17 protein-coding genes are annotated in these 18,112 nt (G+C 43.5%); 2 read left to right on the top strand and 15 right to left on the bottom strand.

Annotated features, from left to right (window positions below):
* Positions 1-12: 12 nt before the first annotated feature.
* Positions 13-972 (bottom strand): ABC transporter permease, encoded by a 960-nt coding sequence (locus AC58VC_RS15710; RefSeq protein ID WP_497369661.1) that lies wholly within the window; start codon positions 970-972, stop codon positions 13-15.
* A 196-nt stretch (positions 973-1,168) separates the two neighbouring features.
* Between AC58VC_RS15710 and AC58VC_RS15705 the strand changes: the two genes are divergently transcribed.
* A complete protein-coding gene (locus AC58VC_RS15705) occupies positions 1,169-1,306 on the top strand; it encodes a transposase (RefSeq protein WP_497369660.1) in 138 nt (45 codons plus the stop codon).
* Positions 1,307-1,956: 650 nt separating this feature from the next.
* Here AC58VC_RS15705 and AC58VC_RS15700 read toward each other — a convergent pair.
* The 8 genes from AC58VC_RS15700 to garD form a co-directional block, all read right to left on the bottom strand.
* Entirely contained in the window at positions 1,957-2,979 is a 1,023-nt protein-coding gene (locus AC58VC_RS15700) for a glycoside hydrolase family protein (protein WP_497369659.1), read from the bottom strand.
* 29 nt (positions 2,980-3,008) lie between these two features.
* Positions 3,009-5,300 (bottom strand): glycoside hydrolase family 95 protein, encoded by a 2,292-nt coding sequence (locus AC58VC_RS15695; protein ID WP_497369658.1) that lies wholly within the window; start codon positions 5,298-5,300, stop codon positions 3,009-3,011.
* 335 nt (positions 5,301-5,635) lie between these two features.
* Positions 5,636-6,757 carry a GerAB/ArcD/ProY family transporter gene (locus AC58VC_RS15690; protein WP_497369657.1) on the bottom strand — a complete coding sequence of 374 codons (1,122 nt, stop codon included), beginning with the start codon at positions 6,755-6,757 and terminating at the stop codon, positions 5,636-5,638.
* A gap of 18 nt (positions 6,758-6,775) precedes the next feature.
* Positions 6,776-7,012, bottom strand: coding sequence for a hypothetical protein (locus tag AC58VC_RS15685; RefSeq protein ID WP_497369656.1), 237 nt, complete (start codon positions 7,010-7,012; stop codon positions 6,776-6,778).
* 6 nt (positions 7,013-7,018) lie between these two features.
* Positions 7,019-8,212, bottom strand: a complete 1,194-nt coding sequence (locus tag AC58VC_RS15680; RefSeq protein WP_497369655.1) for a Ger(x)C family spore germination protein — start codon at positions 8,210-8,212, stop codon at positions 7,019-7,021.
* A gap of 43 nt (positions 8,213-8,255) precedes the next feature.
* Positions 8,256-9,821 carry a spore germination protein gene (locus tag AC58VC_RS15675; RefSeq protein WP_497369654.1) on the bottom strand — a complete coding sequence of 522 codons (1,566 nt, stop codon included), beginning with the start codon at positions 9,819-9,821 and terminating at the stop codon, positions 8,256-8,258.
* 771 nt (positions 9,822-10,592) lie between these two features.
* A complete protein-coding gene (locus AC58VC_RS15670) occupies positions 10,593-10,937 on the bottom strand; it encodes a hypothetical protein (RefSeq protein ID WP_497369653.1) in 345 nt (114 codons plus the stop codon).
* Between the two features lie 633 nt (positions 10,938-11,570).
* Positions 11,571-13,106, bottom strand: a complete 1,536-nt coding sequence (gene garD / locus AC58VC_RS15665; RefSeq protein WP_497369652.1) for a galactarate dehydratase — start codon at positions 13,104-13,106, stop codon at positions 11,571-11,573.
* A gap of 128 nt (positions 13,107-13,234) precedes the next feature.
* Here garD and AC58VC_RS15660 point away from each other — a divergent pair, with 128 nt between their 5' ends.
* The gene (locus AC58VC_RS15660) at positions 13,235-14,155 is read left to right on the top strand and encodes a LysR family transcriptional regulator (RefSeq protein WP_497369651.1); all 921 of its coding nucleotides are present in this window, start codon (positions 13,235-13,237) and stop codon (positions 14,153-14,155) included.
* Positions 14,156-14,416: 261 nt separating this feature from the next.
* Here the strand turns inward: AC58VC_RS15660 and AC58VC_RS15655 are convergent, their stop codons facing one another.
* The 6 genes from AC58VC_RS15655 to AC58VC_RS15630 form a co-directional block, all read right to left on the bottom strand.
* Positions 14,417-14,998: a DUF1444 domain-containing protein gene (locus AC58VC_RS15655; protein WP_497369650.1), complete on the bottom strand. Its 582-nt coding sequence runs from the start codon at positions 14,996-14,998 to the stop codon at positions 14,417-14,419.
* 167 nt (positions 14,999-15,165) lie between these two features.
* Positions 15,166-15,474, bottom strand: coding sequence for a YobA family protein (locus tag AC58VC_RS15650; protein WP_497369649.1), 309 nt, complete (start codon positions 15,472-15,474; stop codon positions 15,166-15,168).
* A 205-nt stretch (positions 15,475-15,679) separates the two neighbouring features.
* A complete protein-coding gene (locus tag AC58VC_RS15645) occupies positions 15,680-16,309 on the bottom strand; it encodes a DEAD/DEAH box helicase family protein (protein WP_497369648.1) in 630 nt (209 codons plus the stop codon).
* A gap of 82 nt (positions 16,310-16,391) precedes the next feature.
* Positions 16,392-16,763 carry an HIT family protein gene (locus tag AC58VC_RS15640; protein ID WP_497369817.1) on the bottom strand — a complete coding sequence of 124 codons (372 nt, stop codon included), beginning with the start codon at positions 16,761-16,763 and terminating at the stop codon, positions 16,392-16,394.
* Between the two features lie 134 nt (positions 16,764-16,897).
* Complete coding sequence (locus AC58VC_RS15635) at positions 16,898-17,194, bottom strand: histidine phosphatase family protein (RefSeq protein WP_497369647.1); 297 nt, start codon at positions 17,192-17,194, stop codon at positions 16,898-16,900.
* Between the two features lie 116 nt (positions 17,195-17,310).
* Positions 17,311-18,108, bottom strand: coding sequence for a lipid II flippase Amj family protein (locus AC58VC_RS15630; RefSeq protein ID WP_497369646.1), 798 nt, complete (start codon positions 18,106-18,108; stop codon positions 17,311-17,313).
* Positions 18,109-18,112: the final 4 nt, after the last annotated feature.

Raw genomic sequence — 18,112 nt, 5'->3', positions numbered from 1 at the left:
CGCCAGTCCCCCTTACCATATTTGTCCATCGAATTTTTTGGCCAATTGGTTGGCGGAGACGACCAGAATAAAGCCTATCACAGATTTGAACAAACCTACAGCGGTAGCCAGCCCGACTTGCATGCGCTCAACACCCTCGCGGTATACCCAAGTATCAATGATATCCGCTTTTTCCTGATTGAATGTGTTGGACAACATAAAGATTTGATCGAAACCCGCATCCAGAATATGACTCAGCTTAATAATTAGTAATAAAATGATGACGTTTCGAATACCCGGCAATGTAACATGCCAGAGCTGCCTCCACTTGGACGCGCCGTCAATTTTGGCTGCCTCATACAGACTCGGGTCGATTCCAGCTAGAGCGGCCAAGTACAAAATCGCTCCCCAACCTATCTCTTTCCAAATATCGGAGGATACAATAAGCGTTCTTATCCACCCGGGCTCTGCAAGAAAAGCGATTGGAGTAAACCCCTGTCCCTTCAATAGCAAATTAACTAATCCTTCTCCAGGCGATAACAAGGCCACCATAAGCCCGTAAACGATAACCCAGGAGATAAAGTGAGGTAAATAGGTAAGCGTTTGTACGGTGTTCTTGAACCACGATACACTCACTTCATTAAGCAGAAGCGCTAAAATGATTGGCGCCGAAAAACCGAATATCAGCTTGTAAAACGAGATCAAAATCGTATTGCCCATGATGTCATAAAAGTAAACGCCATTGATGAATTTTTCGAAATTTTGCAAGCCAACCCATGGACTATCCCAAAATCCTAATACCAGATTGTACTCTTTAAAAGCAAGGACGATACCGAGCATCGGTACATATTTAAAAATCGTAAAATACACGATTCCTGGCAGCAGCAGTAAATAAATGTATTTATATCTTACTAGTCTGCGCAGGAGGGAGGAGATGCCTTTCGCAGCATATACCGAATATGCTTTGTGCTCTGCGGATGCATTCATTTTCATCTTCTTACCACCTTTCTATCATTTTGTATCTTAAGTTTACTCCCTTTCTGCATGTTGATTGTTTAATATCTTTGCGAATCGTTACACTATTTTACGTTAATTGGGCCAAGGTTGCAGATTCCAATTGTTCATACCGATGATCGGATAGCAGGGTCTCAGACTGTAGAGAGACTATGAACTTGTATGCATTGATTTGATGGTCCTGCAAAATCATTTACTTTGCCAAATCGCTGATCATATTGATTTTTCGTTTATTTTAGATATCGTTCGTCCTTTTTACAGTGACAATCATAGGCGGCCGTCGATTGATCCTATTTTACGCAAAGGCCAATAAAAATAAATACGTGATACAACCGTGGAGCAAACGCCTTACGAATACACAAATTGGAATTGGATAAAGCCGTGGACGAAGATCGGAAACAACTTGGAAAATCGGCGGACGCAGAGCCAGTTCGACTTCCGAGGGAATGTCGAAGGAACGGTTTGTTTTTCTTACCGTGAATAATGTGTATATCTGCGCAAAAGATCAGGAACTAGGCCATAGCACCACGAACCGACAAGGTTACCGCGAGTAAACATCTGATCCGAAATAGTGCATCAAATGTCCTTGCTTTTCACCTGCACAACTTGCCAAACAAGGCGAATGTGCAGGAGAAAGCACTTATGAAGGCAGTAGCACAAAACATAAGAAAGATCGCCCGTCAGCTTGCAAAGCATGCAAGTTAAGGAGCCATCTTTTTTATTAACAGATAAATATGCAATCTGAACGGGTCATAGGTTGTTTGAGGTACAATGAAAACGCTTTACTTGACAATCTGAGGAACTCTGTTTATTTCCATATAGAAAATTGCCCTTCTACCACTCCGCAACGGTACCATCCTCTTGGCGCCAAACGGGGTTTTTCGCATATCTTCGAACCGCATTGGATCTTTGCCATTGAAATGCTCGCTCATTTCGTAATTTCCAACGTGTTATCCTTCTTACTTAATCAAGGGGAATAAACACGCTGAAAGAATGTGACCGTTGCTTCGGCTCGTTCACATCAACGGCTCCGAATAATACTTGAGGGACACCGTCTTTGAGCAATAGCTGCGGTCTCTCCAGCTTGGTTCCGCTGAAAGTGCCATCTTCCCACTGGAATTCCCCTCCCAAAACTTTCGATTTAGGAGCTGCACGCCACATAATTCCGTCTTGCGACTCAAATAACGCTATTCCACCTTCTTCACCGGTGAAGATCCCCACAACATCCCTTGTTACGGCATAATGTCGGTCATTGTCAAACCAAATAAACGGATCCTCAGCAACCATCCAGTGATCTCCCGTTCCATCACTTTCGAAAACTCTGCCATTTTGTTTCACGAAGGGGCCCTCAGGTTTATCTGCAATAGCTGCTCCATAAAGCACTCTGCCGCCCTGTAAGCGATCACTACGAGTAATGCCCTTATAAATTAACAGAACACTTCCATCAGGACGAGCCGTTACGCTAGGATTGGCTACCGCTAAAGAATCAAAGTCCGAAGCTTCTGTACTGATATCGATAGCCGGATCATCGAAACGTTTCCAAGGGCCGGCGGGATGTTCAGCCACGGCAACACCGATTCTTTGCTTGTTGCGATAATCCCACCATTCCGGATCGGACATCGAGGCAGGTCGCGGAACTTCCGCCGTTCCTGCATTCCCCGTATAATACAGATAGTATAAATCCCCAATTTTCGTTATCGTCGGATTATGGGTGCAGCTGCCATCCCAGTAGCCTGCCCCTCTTCTCGGCAAGGCAATATTTTGGAACTTATAAGGCCCCAGCGCATGATTGGCAACAGCATAAGCAACTTCTGAATCTGTTACCCATCCATAGTGTCCTAAGTGCCTCGGCCACCGTGAATACAGCATATGGTACTTCCCGTCATCTCCTTCAACAACACTGGTGCACCAAATAAAATAATCTTCATCCATCATTTTAGCTCCAAGCGGAACTTGCTTAACTTTCGAAAATAAATCCAAATCCATCTTAGATCTCCTCCTTATTCTTAAGCGCTTTACGAGAATATAATTCGATATTGCTCGCCTGGCTGCGTGTCAAACTCTAGCATCCCGCTGCCGGTTACGATTGGTATTCGCGTGTTACCGGTTATAACTTCGGCTTCTGTCACATTGGCATTAAACTGAAGACGGCAACGCCGACCTAACTTGGAAAGAATGACTGCCTCGTTGAGCAATCCACCTTGCCAGTGCAGTTCTAGTTCAAAACCGTTTTTGGCACAAACGCCACGGATGCTTCCGTTCGACCAAGCAGTTGGCAGAGCGGGAAGCAGTCTGATTTCATCTTCATCGCTCTGTATAAGCATTTCTACAATTCCTGCAGCGCCCCCGAAGTTTCCATCAATTTGAAATGGCGGATGATTATCGAAGAGATTGTTATGCGTAGAGTGAGTAAACAGCGTGTTGAGATATTGATGCGCCAGTTCGCCGTCTCCCAAATGCGCCCACAAATTCATGATCCAGGCGCAGCTCCAGCCCGTATGTCCGCCTCCGTGCTGAAGTCTTCGTTCCAGTGTTGTTCGTGCTGCGGTCAAGAGCTCCGGCGTGTTGCGGTTAAGGCTGTGCCCAGGGTACAAGCCGAACAGGTGTGAGATATGTCGATGCCCCAGCTCTGTCTCCTCATGATCTTCCATCCATTCCTGCAGTTGACCGTAACGACCAACCTTCATCGGCGGCAATTGAGCCCGTTTGCGTTTAAGCAATTCCCTGAACGCTTGATCCATCCCAAGCTCCTCGCTTGCCCGGATACAATTCTCAAACAGATCGTCAATGATTTGAACGGCCATCGTTGGACTCATATCCACCGCTGTTTTTGTCCCGTCTGCTGCTTGGAACGTATTCTCAGGTGATGTCGTCGGGCCAGTGACAAGCCAACCGTATTGCGGATGCTCTACCATGAAATCAAGGTAAAACAAGGCCGCTTCCTTCATAAATGGATAACCTCTTTGCTCTAGCAGCTTGATATCACCTGTAAACAAATAATGATCCCAGTAATGCCTGCCGAGCCATGCCGCTCCTTCCTGCCACAACAGGGAAGGCGTTGCCCGCAGCGATGTATTCAGCCAAGGGTTCGTCCGCGTGCTCAGCACCATGCCGCCGCAGCCATAGCGCTCTTCTGCCGTCTTGCGTCCAGGTTCGATCAGCTCATCCATCAAGTCAAACAAAGGCTCGTGCAATTCCGATAAGTTGCACGTTTCCGCATGCCAATAGTTCATTTGCGTATTAATATTGATTGTGAAATCTGAAAACCAAGGGGGGGTGAAACTATCGTTCCAAATCCCTTGCAAATTAGCGGGCAAGTATCCCTTACGTGAACTGGCGATTAACAAATAACGGCCGTATTGCAAATAAAGTGCAGCCAAATAAGGGTCATCCTGACCCGCTTTGACTTGCGCAAGACGCGCATCCGTAGGGAGATTGTTGTGCCGATCCCCGCCCAAATCGAGATCCATGCGCTGAAACAAGGATTGGTGATCGTTCACATGCGCCTCCCGCAAGGCGTCCCACGACTTTGAAACTGCTGAGCGAAGCACAGTTTCATTCGCTTCGTGCGGCTCCCGATGGCGATATGACGTATTGGCGGCTACCAACAACGTAACTGTCTTACACCCGCTGAAGGCGACGGAAGCGCCCGATATGCAGCATTCTCCTCCCTCAGTCCGAACTTCCACCATCGCTTCAAAGGTTACGCCTTCATGATCGCAAACGCCGCGCAGCGTCAATCCCCTCGGGCCATTCGGTTGAGCGGTTGCATCTCTTTCTCGTTCAAGGCAAATAGAGCCGCTGAGACCATGCGTACCTTCGGCCTTAAGTCGAATAGCCATAACTTGATCGGGGTTGCTGCAAATAACTTCACGAGAATACAGCGTGTCCCCTATGGAGTAGGAGGTCATACAAACTGCCTGATTGAGATCCAGTTCTCTTCGATAATTGGTTGCTTCCCCAGAGGGCAAGTCCAGCTTAATATATAAGTCTCCCAGTGGCTGATAGTTGCCATAATGCGGATTAAGCGGCGTTTTCATGTATTGCTCGGCCAGCTCATGGGCCGCACGGTAGTTTCCATCGAAAAGTAAGCTTCTCACCTGTCCGATTGTTTGAAGAACGCCTGGACTGGCGTCGTAGTGCGGCTTACCAGACCAGACCGTCTCCTCGTTCAAGCCTATTCGTTCCTCATTAATGCCTCCGTAAATCATGCCTCCGATTTGGCCATTCCCGACAGGAAGCGCTTCTGTCCATTGCTCCGCTGGACGGTCGTACCAGAGATTCCATTGCTTTCTTGCGTTACTCATCTGCTTTTCCTCCTAAATTTGATACTCGATATAATGCCATTACAGATTGATGCCTGATCATGAAACATACGGCAAGCGGTCTAAACCAAGCCCTATAGCTTCATTTTATTCCTCTCCCAAGCTTAGATGGTTTGAGATCTTTTCAAATCATTTCACTATTTTACGATTTTGGAGAAAATCCCGGCAAAAAACCGTTTTTCAAGCCATGGCCTGAAAAACGGTTACAGATACAAAATCATTTTCGGAGAGGATCTGGACAAAAGTAATAAAAAAGCTCTTTCGATGCGGATGCACCAAAAGAGCTAACCTCAATATATATTTTACCAGCATTCTCCCTATGACGATTGGTTGCGTTGTGCCTGTAACTTCCTTTTTCGTATAGCATAGATACCTAACAGACATAAGGGGATGACCACACTCATCGTGAAGTTGTATAAAGCCCAGTAGTGTATGGCTATGTTCGAAAAATACTGTGCACTCGGTATCGCGATAAAAATTAAAGCAAAACATATCACCCCCGTAGGCAAAGTAAGCATTTTATAATCTTTCAGCTTCAACATTTGGGCGAGCCCGATATTTAAAGCGTAGAAGTATAGCGTGGACTTGATGTATGTCGTAATAATCCATGAAATGCCAATAATAGCTTCCATTCTTTCGACAAAATTACGGATACTTATGTGTTGCGCTAATGCAAAACTGGAATAGTACGTAGTAGCTGTTTTATATTCGCCGAGAACAAGAATGCTTTGAGTCAGAATAATATTTATTGCTACGCCCCCCAGCAAAGCACTCACTACAAAATTTTTCTTCATTTTCTTATGTTCTTTCACATGAGGCATGATGACGAGCAGACAAAAGATTTCCATATACGGAAAACTCCCCGCATTCACTGACCCCCAGATCACTTGCTTCATCCCATTCTCCAACATGGGTTGCATACGGCTCATGTCCATTTGAGTGGTTAATAGTATTATCAATACGATAAGCATCAGGATCACCCAAGGAAAAAAGATTTCTGCCGCTCGAATAATGGACTCGATTCCCAATCGAACTGCAAAAATCATCAACCCGAACAAAATAATTTCGATAGACTCAATGGGGGTTTCCGGCATAATATCCGTTGTAATAAAGTCGCCGATTTGCCAGGTGACACACAACGCTGTAAAGCTAAAATAGATCAGGAAGGTAAGGTTGATGATAAATCCAAGCCATTTCCCTGCAAGAAGTGTCGTATATTGAATAAGGGAAAGGTTAGGAAAGAGTCCGGCCATATAAGAGAAAAACCAGACAACCATCAGCCCAAAAGCCAATCCAATCCATCCTGATAACCAGGCATCCTGGTGTGAGATACCAGCTACCCCCGAAGGCAAGATCAGGATGGAATCACCAAGTGTCATCAGGATGACGATGACAGTAATCTGGCGAATGCTTATCGATCCTTTGTCCAACTGCAGCATAGTTGTCCTCCTGTGCACTTATTTCATTAAACTTTCCATGGCCTCACTAACGGGTTTAAAGATGAAAACCATTGCTTGAAGCGGATTCGGGATCGGGAGGTATAGGAAATGCGCGATGTTCAGACCCGCTCCGCAAACCAACAATAAACTGAAGCTCCATGCCTCCTTCAGCATCTTTTTTCGCCATAACGGAAGGAAATCAACCACAAAAAAAACGATCGAAACGGCAGCCACGGCTGCTATCGCCCACTTCATATCGATTTACTCCTTAATGTCATTTAAGAAAGAGTTTCCTACTGTCCCCAAACGTCTTATTTTCAAATCTACCTTGACATTCACTTCAAGATCTACAAAGGCATTTTCCCAATGATCTTTAATCACTTTCCACCCCTTCGGATCATCACGATGAATCAGACTACCGAATCCGTAGATATCATACTTAATCTGCTTCTGTACCTTGTGGACAGAAGTTTGAATTAAATCTTCCACTTGCTCGTTAATCGATTTCTCAAGCTTATCCATCGTTCCTGCATCCAATAAATCAATTTGGCACTCTACAGTGCCCACATTCGCTTCGCTATGAATACTCGCTTCAATCAACGGTTTTCCGCTCACGATGTTCCCCTTTAATTCGGTTTTTGAACGAATAATCTCTAGCGACATCTGTCCGCCTCCCGGACAACTTACGACTCCAACTGTATTATTCACGTTATCAATCAAATAGTTATACGCTTTGCTGTCATTCTCGTTCAACCAACCGGCCAGTTTATCTTTTTTGAAATAAGCCAATCCCGAATACTTTAATTTCGTGGGCGGATCAATTTGCTCCGTATTTGCTTTGCTTTCAATCTCCTCAGGTTTCGTCACCTCAATCGTGGTCAATACAGGACTTCTCCCCTCTGTGACAAGGTCCAGAATAACCTCATCGAGTGTAACCACTCGAGTTGGCGCCCATACACGCTCAGAGGTAAGTAAAGACAAAAACATTCGGCTGGCTGGAACCTTTTCGAGCGGTGTTATCACCTTAAGGACATCCTCTGCGGACAAGTGTTTGGCAACGACGATGAAGTAATCGAACCTTGGCTCGTGATCGCGACTTAGGAAATCCAATGAGGAGGCTATTCCTTCGCGAGCCAAACCCTCTCCCAAAACCACTACACGCAAATGGGCTAGATAGATTTTCCGCGGTGCTGTTGTCGTCATTCGCCTCAATGCTTCGAAAACCGACTTCCCTTCCGATTTAAACATGGTTACCGCCATGCCTTCCGATTTGCCAGTGCTTGCTACATTACTCGGTACAACAATTTGTGCGGATACCATATACTGATCCCCAACTTTATCAATCCCTAGCGCCACTGCCAAAGCAATACTGTTCAGCTCCCTACTATTCCAACAGCCGCTTACAAGCATCAACAGCAAGGTCGACAGCAAGATGCCGGCTAATTTTCTTATCACGAAACCTCCTCCCTCATTAAAAGGTTCTTCTAATTTACTGAGCTTATCTGCTTGTACGTTGGTTGCGGCTGATCAGATAGGGGCGGGCACCCTTCATCCATCGTGGTAGTCTGAAGAGCGTATCCTTCTGCTCAGGTAGATGAAACGGTGCAAGAGAACTCATATAAGGGACACCGAATGATTTCAAGTGGCATAGATGAAGAACGATTGTAATGAAACCAACGATAATGCCGAATAATCCGAACGTCCCTCCTAGTACCATCAAAGGGAAGCGAAGAATCCGGATCGAGATGGACATATTGTAGGCTGGAAATACAAAACTGGCCATTGCCGTGATCGATACGACAATTACCATGGCTGCCGAAACAATTCCCGCCTCCACAGCAGCTTGCCCGATAACTAACGTACCAACAATTGAAATAGCTGAACCTACTGCCCTCGGCATCCGAATGCCGGCCTCCCTTAAAATTTCAAAGGTAACCTCCATCATTACTGCCTCGAAAAAGGCTGGAAACGGCACACCCTCACGCTGGGACACCAAACTGATCAGCAAGTTGGTCGGAATCATTTCTTGATGAAATGTGGTAATCGCCACATAGAGTGAGGGCCCGCTTAATGCAATAAAGAAGCATAGGTACCGAATCAGCCTGATTAACGTGCTAATATCCCAACGTTGGTAGTAATCCTCGGCCGATTGGAAATATTGCACGAAAAGTGCAGGGACCATGAGAACAAACGGCGTGCCATCCACCAGAATTGCTACGCGTCCCTCCAGTAAACCGGAAGCAATGCTATCCGGACGTTCGGAATTTGCAACGGTTGGAAAAGGCGTCCAGGTCTCATCCTGGATATATTCTTCAATGTAGCCGCTCTCCAAGATCCCATTGATATCAATTCTATCTAGGCGCCTACGCAATTCGGCAACCACACTGTCATCTGCTACACCTTTCAAATACATGACCGTAACCCGTGTGCGAGTTACGCTGCCGATCTCCCTGGACTCCATCCATAGTCTGTAATCCTTGATTTTACGCCGGATCATGGCCGTGTTCGTTGTAAGTGATTCCGTAAAACCCTCGCGAGGACCCCGGATCAGCGATTGCGCAGACGGTTCTTCAACGCCACGATGTTCCCCACCTCCCGTAGAGGCGATGATAGCTCGACTCGTGTTTTCCATGAAAATGACACTATCCCCTGATAGGACTGCCAGCAGAAGCGTTTCGTAATCAGCCGTTTCGGATACTCTTTCAACCGTCAGTACGGTCTCCTTTAACAAGCACATGGGGTCAGGATGCCCCAACAGCTCTACACCTAATTCAGCTGAACGTCGTGTTCCCGTCATCAAAGGCCCCAGTATGGACTCATCTAATACTTGCTTATCTACCAACCCTTCCGTGAACGCAACAGCCATTCGGATTGAGCCGTCTGCAATGAGGAACTCTTTAATGACAAGGTCAGGACTATGGCCGGTCATCTCTTTCATTTTGGATACATTCTGCGATAAGTTAGTTGATACAGGCATCCTGGCTTGTGGTTTATCCGTTTGACCAGCAGCTTGAGTGCCTTGTCCTCCTAGTTGCTCCGAAAGTATTTTTCTAAAGAAGTTCATGTTGGTCCCCCTTCTGCGATCCTCAATAGAAACAGCGGAATGATAAAGCCAATTGGCATGAAATAGGCGAAGGAGATCTTTACGAATTTTAGTGGAATGGCAGGTCAGAATGGATACGAACGGGCGTGTAAAAATAAAACAGACCGGGCAATCGTCCCAAGTCCTGAACGAACAGTAAAATCTCCGACATCGCATAGCAGTTGAGCTGACAGTACAAAAAAATAGAGAAAGAATATAGCCGGTATCCCACGTGCCGTCAATTTATCATAAGGAATTATGCAAATTTTTCGTTACCTAACGGTGGTTGTACCGGCTTCCAAGATAATGAATACCCCTGTTGATGTAAATTGATCAAAGTTAAGTATCCCCATAATTGGAAATGCAATTCATTATAGTTGAAAGGCCCACAGACCTGCACGTTAAAGGATTTTATATGGGTAAGCCTCACAGAGGTTACCGTAATGAAGAGGTTTGTTTAACTCGATTCGCGAGTTCACGTTCCTACGAAAAAACGACTTATGATAATAAATTTTCATATGCAGTCTCAACTGATGTCGCAATGGAATGGGGACAAGTTATTAAGCCTGATCCTTTCTTCGAGTAACGGCACCATTCACTTCCACATCTCCAAGGAACAAGACGAATCAAGAAAGCTATCCTAAAATTAGAGTGTACGCGAGAATGTAAATATTTCTTTTCAATATGCAGCTCATTATAATCACTTAATTCATGAAGTTTTTCATAGGCAATACCTGTTACTTGCCTTACTTCCTACCTTCGAACTTTACATCTATCCGCTAGTAAATCCGGGTTCTTTTTAAACACAGAGAAATCTTTCCGTACGTATCCTTCATCAATTTGTTCAAGAAAATAGGCATTATAGGCTTTCTGAACCCAAGTAAATTCTTGATCATCAAAAATCATTTCAAAGTTCTTCAGACGTTCATACCGTTGCTTTCCTTCGTTACAATTTAAGAAATCCCCCAATACAATATAAAAATTTCTTGGGAAATCTAAATACATCCAATAAACATTTGCTAGTGCATTTGCTAGCTTTATTCCACTCTTTTCACCCTTGGAACGATTATAAAAAAACGATAATTTTTCAGTCGTCATCGCGGTATAATCAATTCCATCAATAAGTAAGTGATAACTACTATTTGCTAGTCTAAAATACTGGCCAAAATTACAATTCGGTATACATAACGTTCATTATCCCATACACAATTTATTAATTGCAGCTGAGACTTCATAAGAATTAAGTTGTCGTTAATAGCCGACTCCCTGTCCTTGTAATTGAACGAACATATCTCGCACCTTCGATTTATAAAAGTTGCCATACTAATCAAGTGTCCGCACTGTGGGCATTGATCTACAAGCATAAGGTTATAAACATTGCATAAATTGTGAATTGTACCTTGTTTTGTCGTTTTCCGAGCAGTAAGAATGATGTTTTCGTATTTAGGTTTTGACACTTTCTGTATTATGATTTGTCGTTTCTAGTGGATATTGTAAGATGATTTGTCGCAAAATGATCGATTCTGCACAAAAAAACACGATGCCAGTTTGGCTCGTGTTTTTTTGAATATTTTTTCTAAGATGCCTTTAAATTATATACAACGCTCTACAACCCGGCGCAAGCCTTGCTCCTCAACACATTCTTCCGCATCCCCGGAGTAACGATTGGCGGTATAACCCGGCGAATCCAACCTGTATCCATGACTTCACTCCTCCTCTTTCAAATTTCGATCAGGTGACGGGTGCAGGGTTAAATAAAGCGAGGTCATTGTGCAGCCCCCAATGGTCTGCCCAAGTTCGCTTGTTCCCGCTCGCAACATCCAAAATGAGATGGAACAGCTCCCAGCCCACTTCTTCAATCGTCGCATCCCCCGTCGCAATGGTTCCCGCGTTTAGATCTATCAGATCATGCCATTGCTCTGCTAACGCATTTCTCGTCGATACTTTGATGACCGGAGCGGCAGCCAATCCGTAAGGCGTGCCTCTTCCAGTTGTAAACACCTGTACATTGATGCCGGAAGCTAGTTGCAACGTACCGCATACAAAATCGCTGGCAGGCGTCGCTGCGAACAGCAGCCCCTTCTGGGTTGCTCTTTCACCAGGAGATAGGACACCGGCAATCGGACTCGTACCCGATTTGACGATAGATCCGAGCGACTTCTCGACGATGTTGACTAAGCCGCCTCTTTTATTCCCAGGTGTCGTATTCGCGCTGCGATCCGCGCTGCCACGATGCAGGTAATCATCATACCAATCCATCTCACGGATTAAAGCTCGCCCAACATCCTCATTCACTGCACGAGGTGTTAATAAGTGAATGGCATCCCTGACCTCCGTAACTTCGGAGAACAACACCGTAGCTCCGGCACGTACCAGCAAATCAGCAGCGTATCCGACAGCCGGATTCGCTGTAACTCCCGAGAATGCATCGCTTCCCCCGCATTGCAAACCAACTACTAGCGCCGATGCAGGACAAGTCATGCGTTTCCGGCTGTTCAATCTGTCAAGGCGCTTCTCCGCCATCGCCATAATCGATCTGACCATTGGCATAAACCCGTGGCTCTCCTGCAGGGTTACGATCTGATCGGTGGCGCCTCCAGGGACGATCCGTTCGGGAAGCAGCTTTTCACACCCCAGTCCGACGACCATGAGCTCCCCGCCGAAGTTCGGATTTTGCGCGAGATTCTGAATTGTGCGTATCGGAATAATGGCGTCAGGCGCGTTAATCGCCACCCCGCAGCCGTAGGTATGGGTTAGTGCGATCACGTCTTCGACGTTCGGAAATCGAGGAAGGAGCTCTTCTTTAATTTTCTTCACTGCGAAGTTCAACACGCCGGCTACGCATTGCACACTGGTCGTAATGCCTAAAATATTTTTACTTCCAACACTTCCGTCCTCATTCAAGTACCCCTCGAACGTATAGCCTTCCAACGGAGGAATGGTTTGTTGTAAGTTGCTTGCTATTGAGAGCTCTAACAATTGAGGCGGTGTCGGCATTCTCACCAATGATTCATCGATCTGGCTCCCCCTCGCTATCCCTCTCATCGCATACCCGATTATCTCTCCATAACGGATAATCGCCTCATCTGGATTTAAATCAGCAAGTGCCACCTTATGACCCTGTGGAACATTTTGCAGGAGCTTAAGGCCGCAGGGAAATACCGTTCCTTCCGGCAGTCCGCCAGCATTGGCAACAATCGCCATATTATCCTTCGGATTTACCTGAATATACAGCGGCTTTTCACTTTCAACACGTTGAACAGTCACATGGATAGTCCCCTCTCATAAGCACTTGTTCCTGAATTGAACTTATAGTAATCTAGAATTATCGAAAAGTAAAAGTGATTAAAATACGTTTTCCCTAAATTAATTTAAGAGTTGAGGAGCGACTGTATATGGAGTTGAAGCAGTTGGAATACATCATTCAAATTGCCGAAGACAACAACATTACCAGGGCTGCGGAAAAACTATTCATTACGCAATCCGCTCTCAATCAGCAGCTCCTGAAGCTTGAGAATGAGCTGGGTACGCAGCTCTTCGTTCGCTCCAGAAATAATTGGCATCTGACTCAGGCAGGGGCCATCTATGTTGAAAACGCCAAAAGTATCCTGCTGATCAAGAAAGAGACCTACAACAAAATCAATGACCTGCTTGAGATCAAAGAAGGAACACTAAAGATCGGTTTAACTCCTGAAAGAGGTACCGACATGTTTGCAGCCATTTATCCGGGTTTTTATAATAAATATCCCAAAGTCAAGATCGAGCCCCTTGAAATGACCGTCAAAGAGCAGCAATATGCCATATCTCAAGGTAATCTGGATATCGGCTTTGTCACGCTTCAGCAGACTCAGAAAACGAAAGATGCCTATATTCCGATCTGTTCTGAGGAGATGATCTTGTGTATTCCCAGCTCCCACCCACTCGCGCATTTAGGAGGCCGCCTCGGGGAACCACTTCCTGAAATCAGCCTTAACCACTTTGTAGAGGATTCATTCGCCGTCATGCGGAAAGGCTCCACATTACGGGAAATTTATGACGATCTCTTGGCCGAAGATGATATTTCACCTCCAATATTATTGGAAACGCGAAGCTGTCAAACTTTGTTCGAACTGGTCGCCGAGGGCATTTGTTGTTCAGTCCTTCCAATCAGTTATGCCAGCTCCTGGTCGAATGTCTCCTATTTCTCTCTACGTCAGCATCCGGTGTGGGAAATTGCCGCCAGCTATAAAAAAGACAGCTATCTGAATCAAGCAGCGAAAGAATTGATCGCCCTTTGTAAAGAATATTGGGAGAGAAAGATGAGCGGGCTTAGATAAATTACCGGCCTACACACTATATTGTGTAGGCCGTTTTCATGTACCTTGTGGGTAACTATTTCCAGCACAAGCATTCCACATACCTAAAATAGTGACTTCCTATTGCAGGAGCATGGCCCACATGGGAACTTTAAAGCGCGATTTCCCAAATTGCTGAACTAAAGTATCCGTTAGCGGAATGGCATCTTCCCCGAAATCCCTCGGGTGGGCTGAGGGACTAATAACTCGAAGCGTGAATATGTTGATAGCTGATACATCCCACTACTCTGAATTGCTTACAAATCGTTCCCAAGTGTTGTTAACTCTTTCTATTAAATTATTGATAATCAGATGATCACCGCTCTCCCAGACTCTTTCAATTACTTTATAGAGTTCATTAATCGCATTCAAATCTTGTGAATCACAAAAAACAAGAACATCTCTAGATGGTATGGCAACAATATACTTGTTATTAATATATTGAGTCAGCAAGTCATTCCACAAGTCTTCAACTAATATTAAACTTGCTTCAAAATTTCCATCAAGCACTAATGAAAAACAACCATTATTAAGGTCATATAATTTTAGTTCTTGATTATTTATTCGTTCGTTCAAATTTGAAATACCAATTCTCTTCAAATCTTCGATTGAAATGCCTTCATCTATCACCGCTCTGTTCTGAATATAAGTAAAATGTTCATCTTGATCGGAATCACATACGAAGCTTATTAGTAAGTTATCCATTAAAGTAACATTAGCAATGAAGTCTTCATCTGATACTTCAACAATAGGACTATTATCTTCTTTATGAATTATTGCTTTTATATATGCTATTGAGTTTATATAAGTTGTCGAGATGCTCATCTATATCGTCCTTTCGAATGTTTTAGCTAAAGTCCGATCTGCGAACTTCGCAAATTCTCCATGCCTGATTTATTCTGAAGTACTTGAACTATCCTCCCGTTACTTGAATAGGTCTCCTAGTATATCGGCAGCCCGACTTTATTATTCTGCTATCGTTTTCCAATAGTTCAATCATTAATTAATTCTATCTTTTTGGCACTCGCCTGTGCTGGAAAAGATTCATTAATTCCACCATCGACCCAATATCTTACTTTTTGTCCTACTGAATGTTTTGAGGTAGAAGTGTTTAGCCAAATAGCGTTTCCTGAATAGCTCCCTGATATATCTCGCCATTTTTTACCCAAATCGGTGTCTTGAATATTATCCAGAACTAATACTCCGCTGTCACTTACTTCAAAGATATACCCTTGCCCAGTAGGTTCCGTACTTAATTTCCCTTGACATCCCAACAACGTAAATACGACTGCTGCTATCATCACAATTTTTATAAAATTTAAAATTCAAATCACCTCCATAATCTGAACGTACGCGGTGATATTTATGTTCCAGAGTTTAACAAATCAACCCGTCCCTCGGTGAAAAGGCAGCCGCTTGATGTCGACTGCCTTCTTGGTGTTTTTATTAAGCTAATTTTCCTACGTTTGTTTAATCCCCATTGCCGAATGATCTTAACATTACCTACTAACTTAACGATTCTAAAATTCTCTTTGCATAAAAGTCCCAGTCTACATGATCCGTGTTTATTTCCAAAGTTGGGATCCGCGACTTTCTTGCACAATTACGCAACTTTTCTTGACTCTCTAAAAAACTGTTACATGCCTCTGCTTCGCTTGTTGCGGAATGATATTGCATAACAAATGATTTCCATTCTTCGCCGCGACTTTCAACATACCTTGATTCAACGATATCCGGAGACAAAGTTAAGAATACACAATGTGCATTCAAGTTTAATAAACGTTGTTCTAATATCTCAATTTCTTTATGATCTGCAAATGCAGCACGGTGTCCTAGATGGAATCGCTCGAAAATAAAAAATATGCCATGGGCTTCTTTCGTATGGCCGAGAGGGCTTATCCAATTATTAAGATGCTCGAGATAATCAACATGATACGATAAGAGTCTAATATGTTCATTTTGTTCCAAGGTCCGAAGGACGCCATGATCAGAATACAAAATTTGCAAATAGTGTTCACTAATAGCTATCATCGTTCTTGCTACATTAGTTGAATCACTATGTATTCTCTTTAAAGCTTTTAATAGGGATGTTTTTCCTACTGTAGGTAAACCCTCAATAATTAATCCCTTTATCAATGCTTTACCTCCAAAATTCAAAATATAAAGTTTGCCGATATCTCCCGATTTTCGTTAAACTAGCGTTCTTAGCTTAGTCTATTTATTGATTATTTTTAAACAAGTACCGAATTCCTTTTCCCGCCATTTTCTCATTCGCATATCTAGGAATCACATGTAGATGAGAATGAAAAACATGTTGCCCCCCTACGTGACCACAATTCCATCCGACATTATAGCCATCGGGTTTGTAATTTCGATCCAAATACAACTTAACTTCGTGCAATAATTGATATGTCGCATTCCATTCATCTTGAGTTAAGTCAAAAACTGTTTCCCTATGTACTTTTGGGACAATAATTCCAGCCCCTTTAATCTCTTGTTCTTTGAGCAAAGTATAAATGCAAGAGTCATTGCTGATTATGACTTCATGACTGTTATCATTGGAAATTTTGCAATAAGGACAGTTAACCAAACTCCACACCTCACAGATTCGATTACTTACAATACTAATCAAGGATCTTTATTCGCTTTATCTTTATATTTTCCCTTTTCGCATTATCCTCCCGTTCAATGAACAACGGCAGCCGATTCATGTGCCGGCTGCCGTCATGTAGTGATTGAGATATAGTTTTTCGTTAGCGTAATTCCGAATTCCTCGAATTGCATTTTATAGATATCTGGTTTCTTTAATTGGTTCAAAAAATCCAAACCAATAGCTGGATCAAAATAATTCATCATCAAAGTCATTACAAGACCATGAGTCCCGATTGCTATTTTCTTCCCTCTGTGCTCTTTTATTATGGGTTTTAGAACTGAGATTGCTCTTTTCTGACAATCAGCATTAGACTCTCCACCCGGCAAGGTATGATCAAGGTCATTAAAGCTCTCTCTAATACTAGACATTAACTCTGCATTTTCAATAATATTAGATGAAAAAAAAAATGACCTTCTCTAAGATCTTCAAATACATTAATATGTAAATTTAAGTGCTCGGCCAACAATTAGCCTCACTACAAGTTCTATAAGTACGGGACAATAGTTTTTATCCAATATGCTGCAGGTATAAATATTACTTGTGCTAATAACGTACCACAAAATCTTGAGAACATAAGAGCACCAAAAACTTTATTAATTGATGATAACTTTGCTTTTTTACTCAAAGCTTTATCTGTCAGTAATGCAACTTGCGGATCAATCAGTAAAGTCAATAAAATAGTAGCCACTCCGTTTATTAATCCCGAGGCTTGAGAGGCCCCAATGCTATATTGCCCAGGCAAAAATGTTGCATATAAAGCTGCCAATACACCTACGGTATAAATAGCAGTCACAAAACAATTGATAATCATTAAACGTTTTGGGAGACCACCTGCACGGAGACGCTGAACCATCTCCCACTTCGGCAATCGAAAGTGATAGAAAGAATGTTGAATGACGTCAACTCGGAGTGCGTTTTGAATCATTTTCGGGACTGATCCAGCTTTCACCAGATGTGCTACCATACGTCCAGATAATGCTACAAAAGTAGGAAATAATGCAATTGCAAATAGAGTACCAAGGGAAGCAGCAGTTAATATAAGCCTAAAATTCCCAACTAGGTTAAACTCTAAATGCATCTTTGCAAAATCAACGACTTTGCCGGTCATCGTTCCCTGAGCAATATTTGACGTTCTCGAAATAAGAACAATCATACCCGTTAAAGAAAGTGCAATTGCTAACTTTCCTGATCGAATTCCCGCCATTCTCACAGCGTATGAGAGTGTTTCAGCTGAATGGATAATCAACGTAAGCAACGATATTAAAATGATACGTTCAGTCATTGAG

This window comes from Paenibacillus sp. J22R67, assembly GCF_059692175.1.
This window is presented reverse-complemented; position numbering and strand designations above follow the sequence as displayed.

Bases quoted from the DNA above. Each gene is read 5' to 3' on its own strand.
- AC58VC_RS15710 (WP_497369661.1), bottom strand. From the start codon at position 972: ATGAAAATGAATGCATCCGCAGAGCACAAAGCATATTCGGTATATGCT.
- AC58VC_RS15705 (WP_497369660.1), top strand. From the start codon at position 1,169: ATGGTCCTGCAAAATCATTTACTTTGCCAAATCGCTGATCATATTGAT.
- AC58VC_RS15700 (WP_497369659.1), bottom strand. From the start codon at position 2,979: ATGGATTTGGATTTATTTTCGAAAGTTAAGCAAGTTCCGCTTGGAGCT.
- AC58VC_RS15695 (WP_497369658.1), bottom strand. From the start codon at position 5,300: ATGAGTAACGCAAGAAAGCAATGGAATCTCTGGTACGACCGTCCAGCG.
- AC58VC_RS15690 (WP_497369657.1), bottom strand. From the start codon at position 6,757: ATGCTGCAGTTGGACAAAGGATCGATAAGCATTCGCCAGATTACTGTC.
- AC58VC_RS15685 (WP_497369656.1), bottom strand. From the start codon at position 7,012: ATGAAGTGGGCGATAGCAGCCGTGGCTGCCGTTTCGATCGTTTTTTTT.
- AC58VC_RS15675 (WP_497369654.1), bottom strand. From the start codon at position 9,821: ATGAACTTCTTTAGAAAAATACTTTCGGAGCAACTAGGAGGACAAGGC.
- AC58VC_RS15670 (WP_497369653.1), bottom strand. From the start codon at position 10,937: ATGACGACTGAAAAATTATCGTTTTTTTATAATCGTTCCAAGGGTGAA.
- AC58VC_RS15660 (WP_497369651.1), top strand. From the start codon at position 13,235: ATGGAGTTGAAGCAGTTGGAATACATCATTCAAATTGCCGAAGACAAC.
- AC58VC_RS15655 (WP_497369650.1), bottom strand. From the start codon at position 14,998: ATGAGCATCTCGACAACTTATATAAACTCAATAGCATATATAAAAGCA.
- AC58VC_RS15650 (WP_497369649.1), bottom strand. From the start codon at position 15,474: ATGATAGCAGCAGTCGTATTTACGTTGTTGGGATGTCAAGGGAAATTA.
- AC58VC_RS15635 (WP_497369647.1), bottom strand. From the start codon at position 17,194: ATGTCTAGTATTAGAGAGAGCTTTAATGACCTTGATCATACCTTGCCG.
- AC58VC_RS15630 (WP_497369646.1), bottom strand. From the start codon at position 18,108: ATGACTGAACGTATCATTTTAATATCGTTGCTTACGTTGATTATCCAT.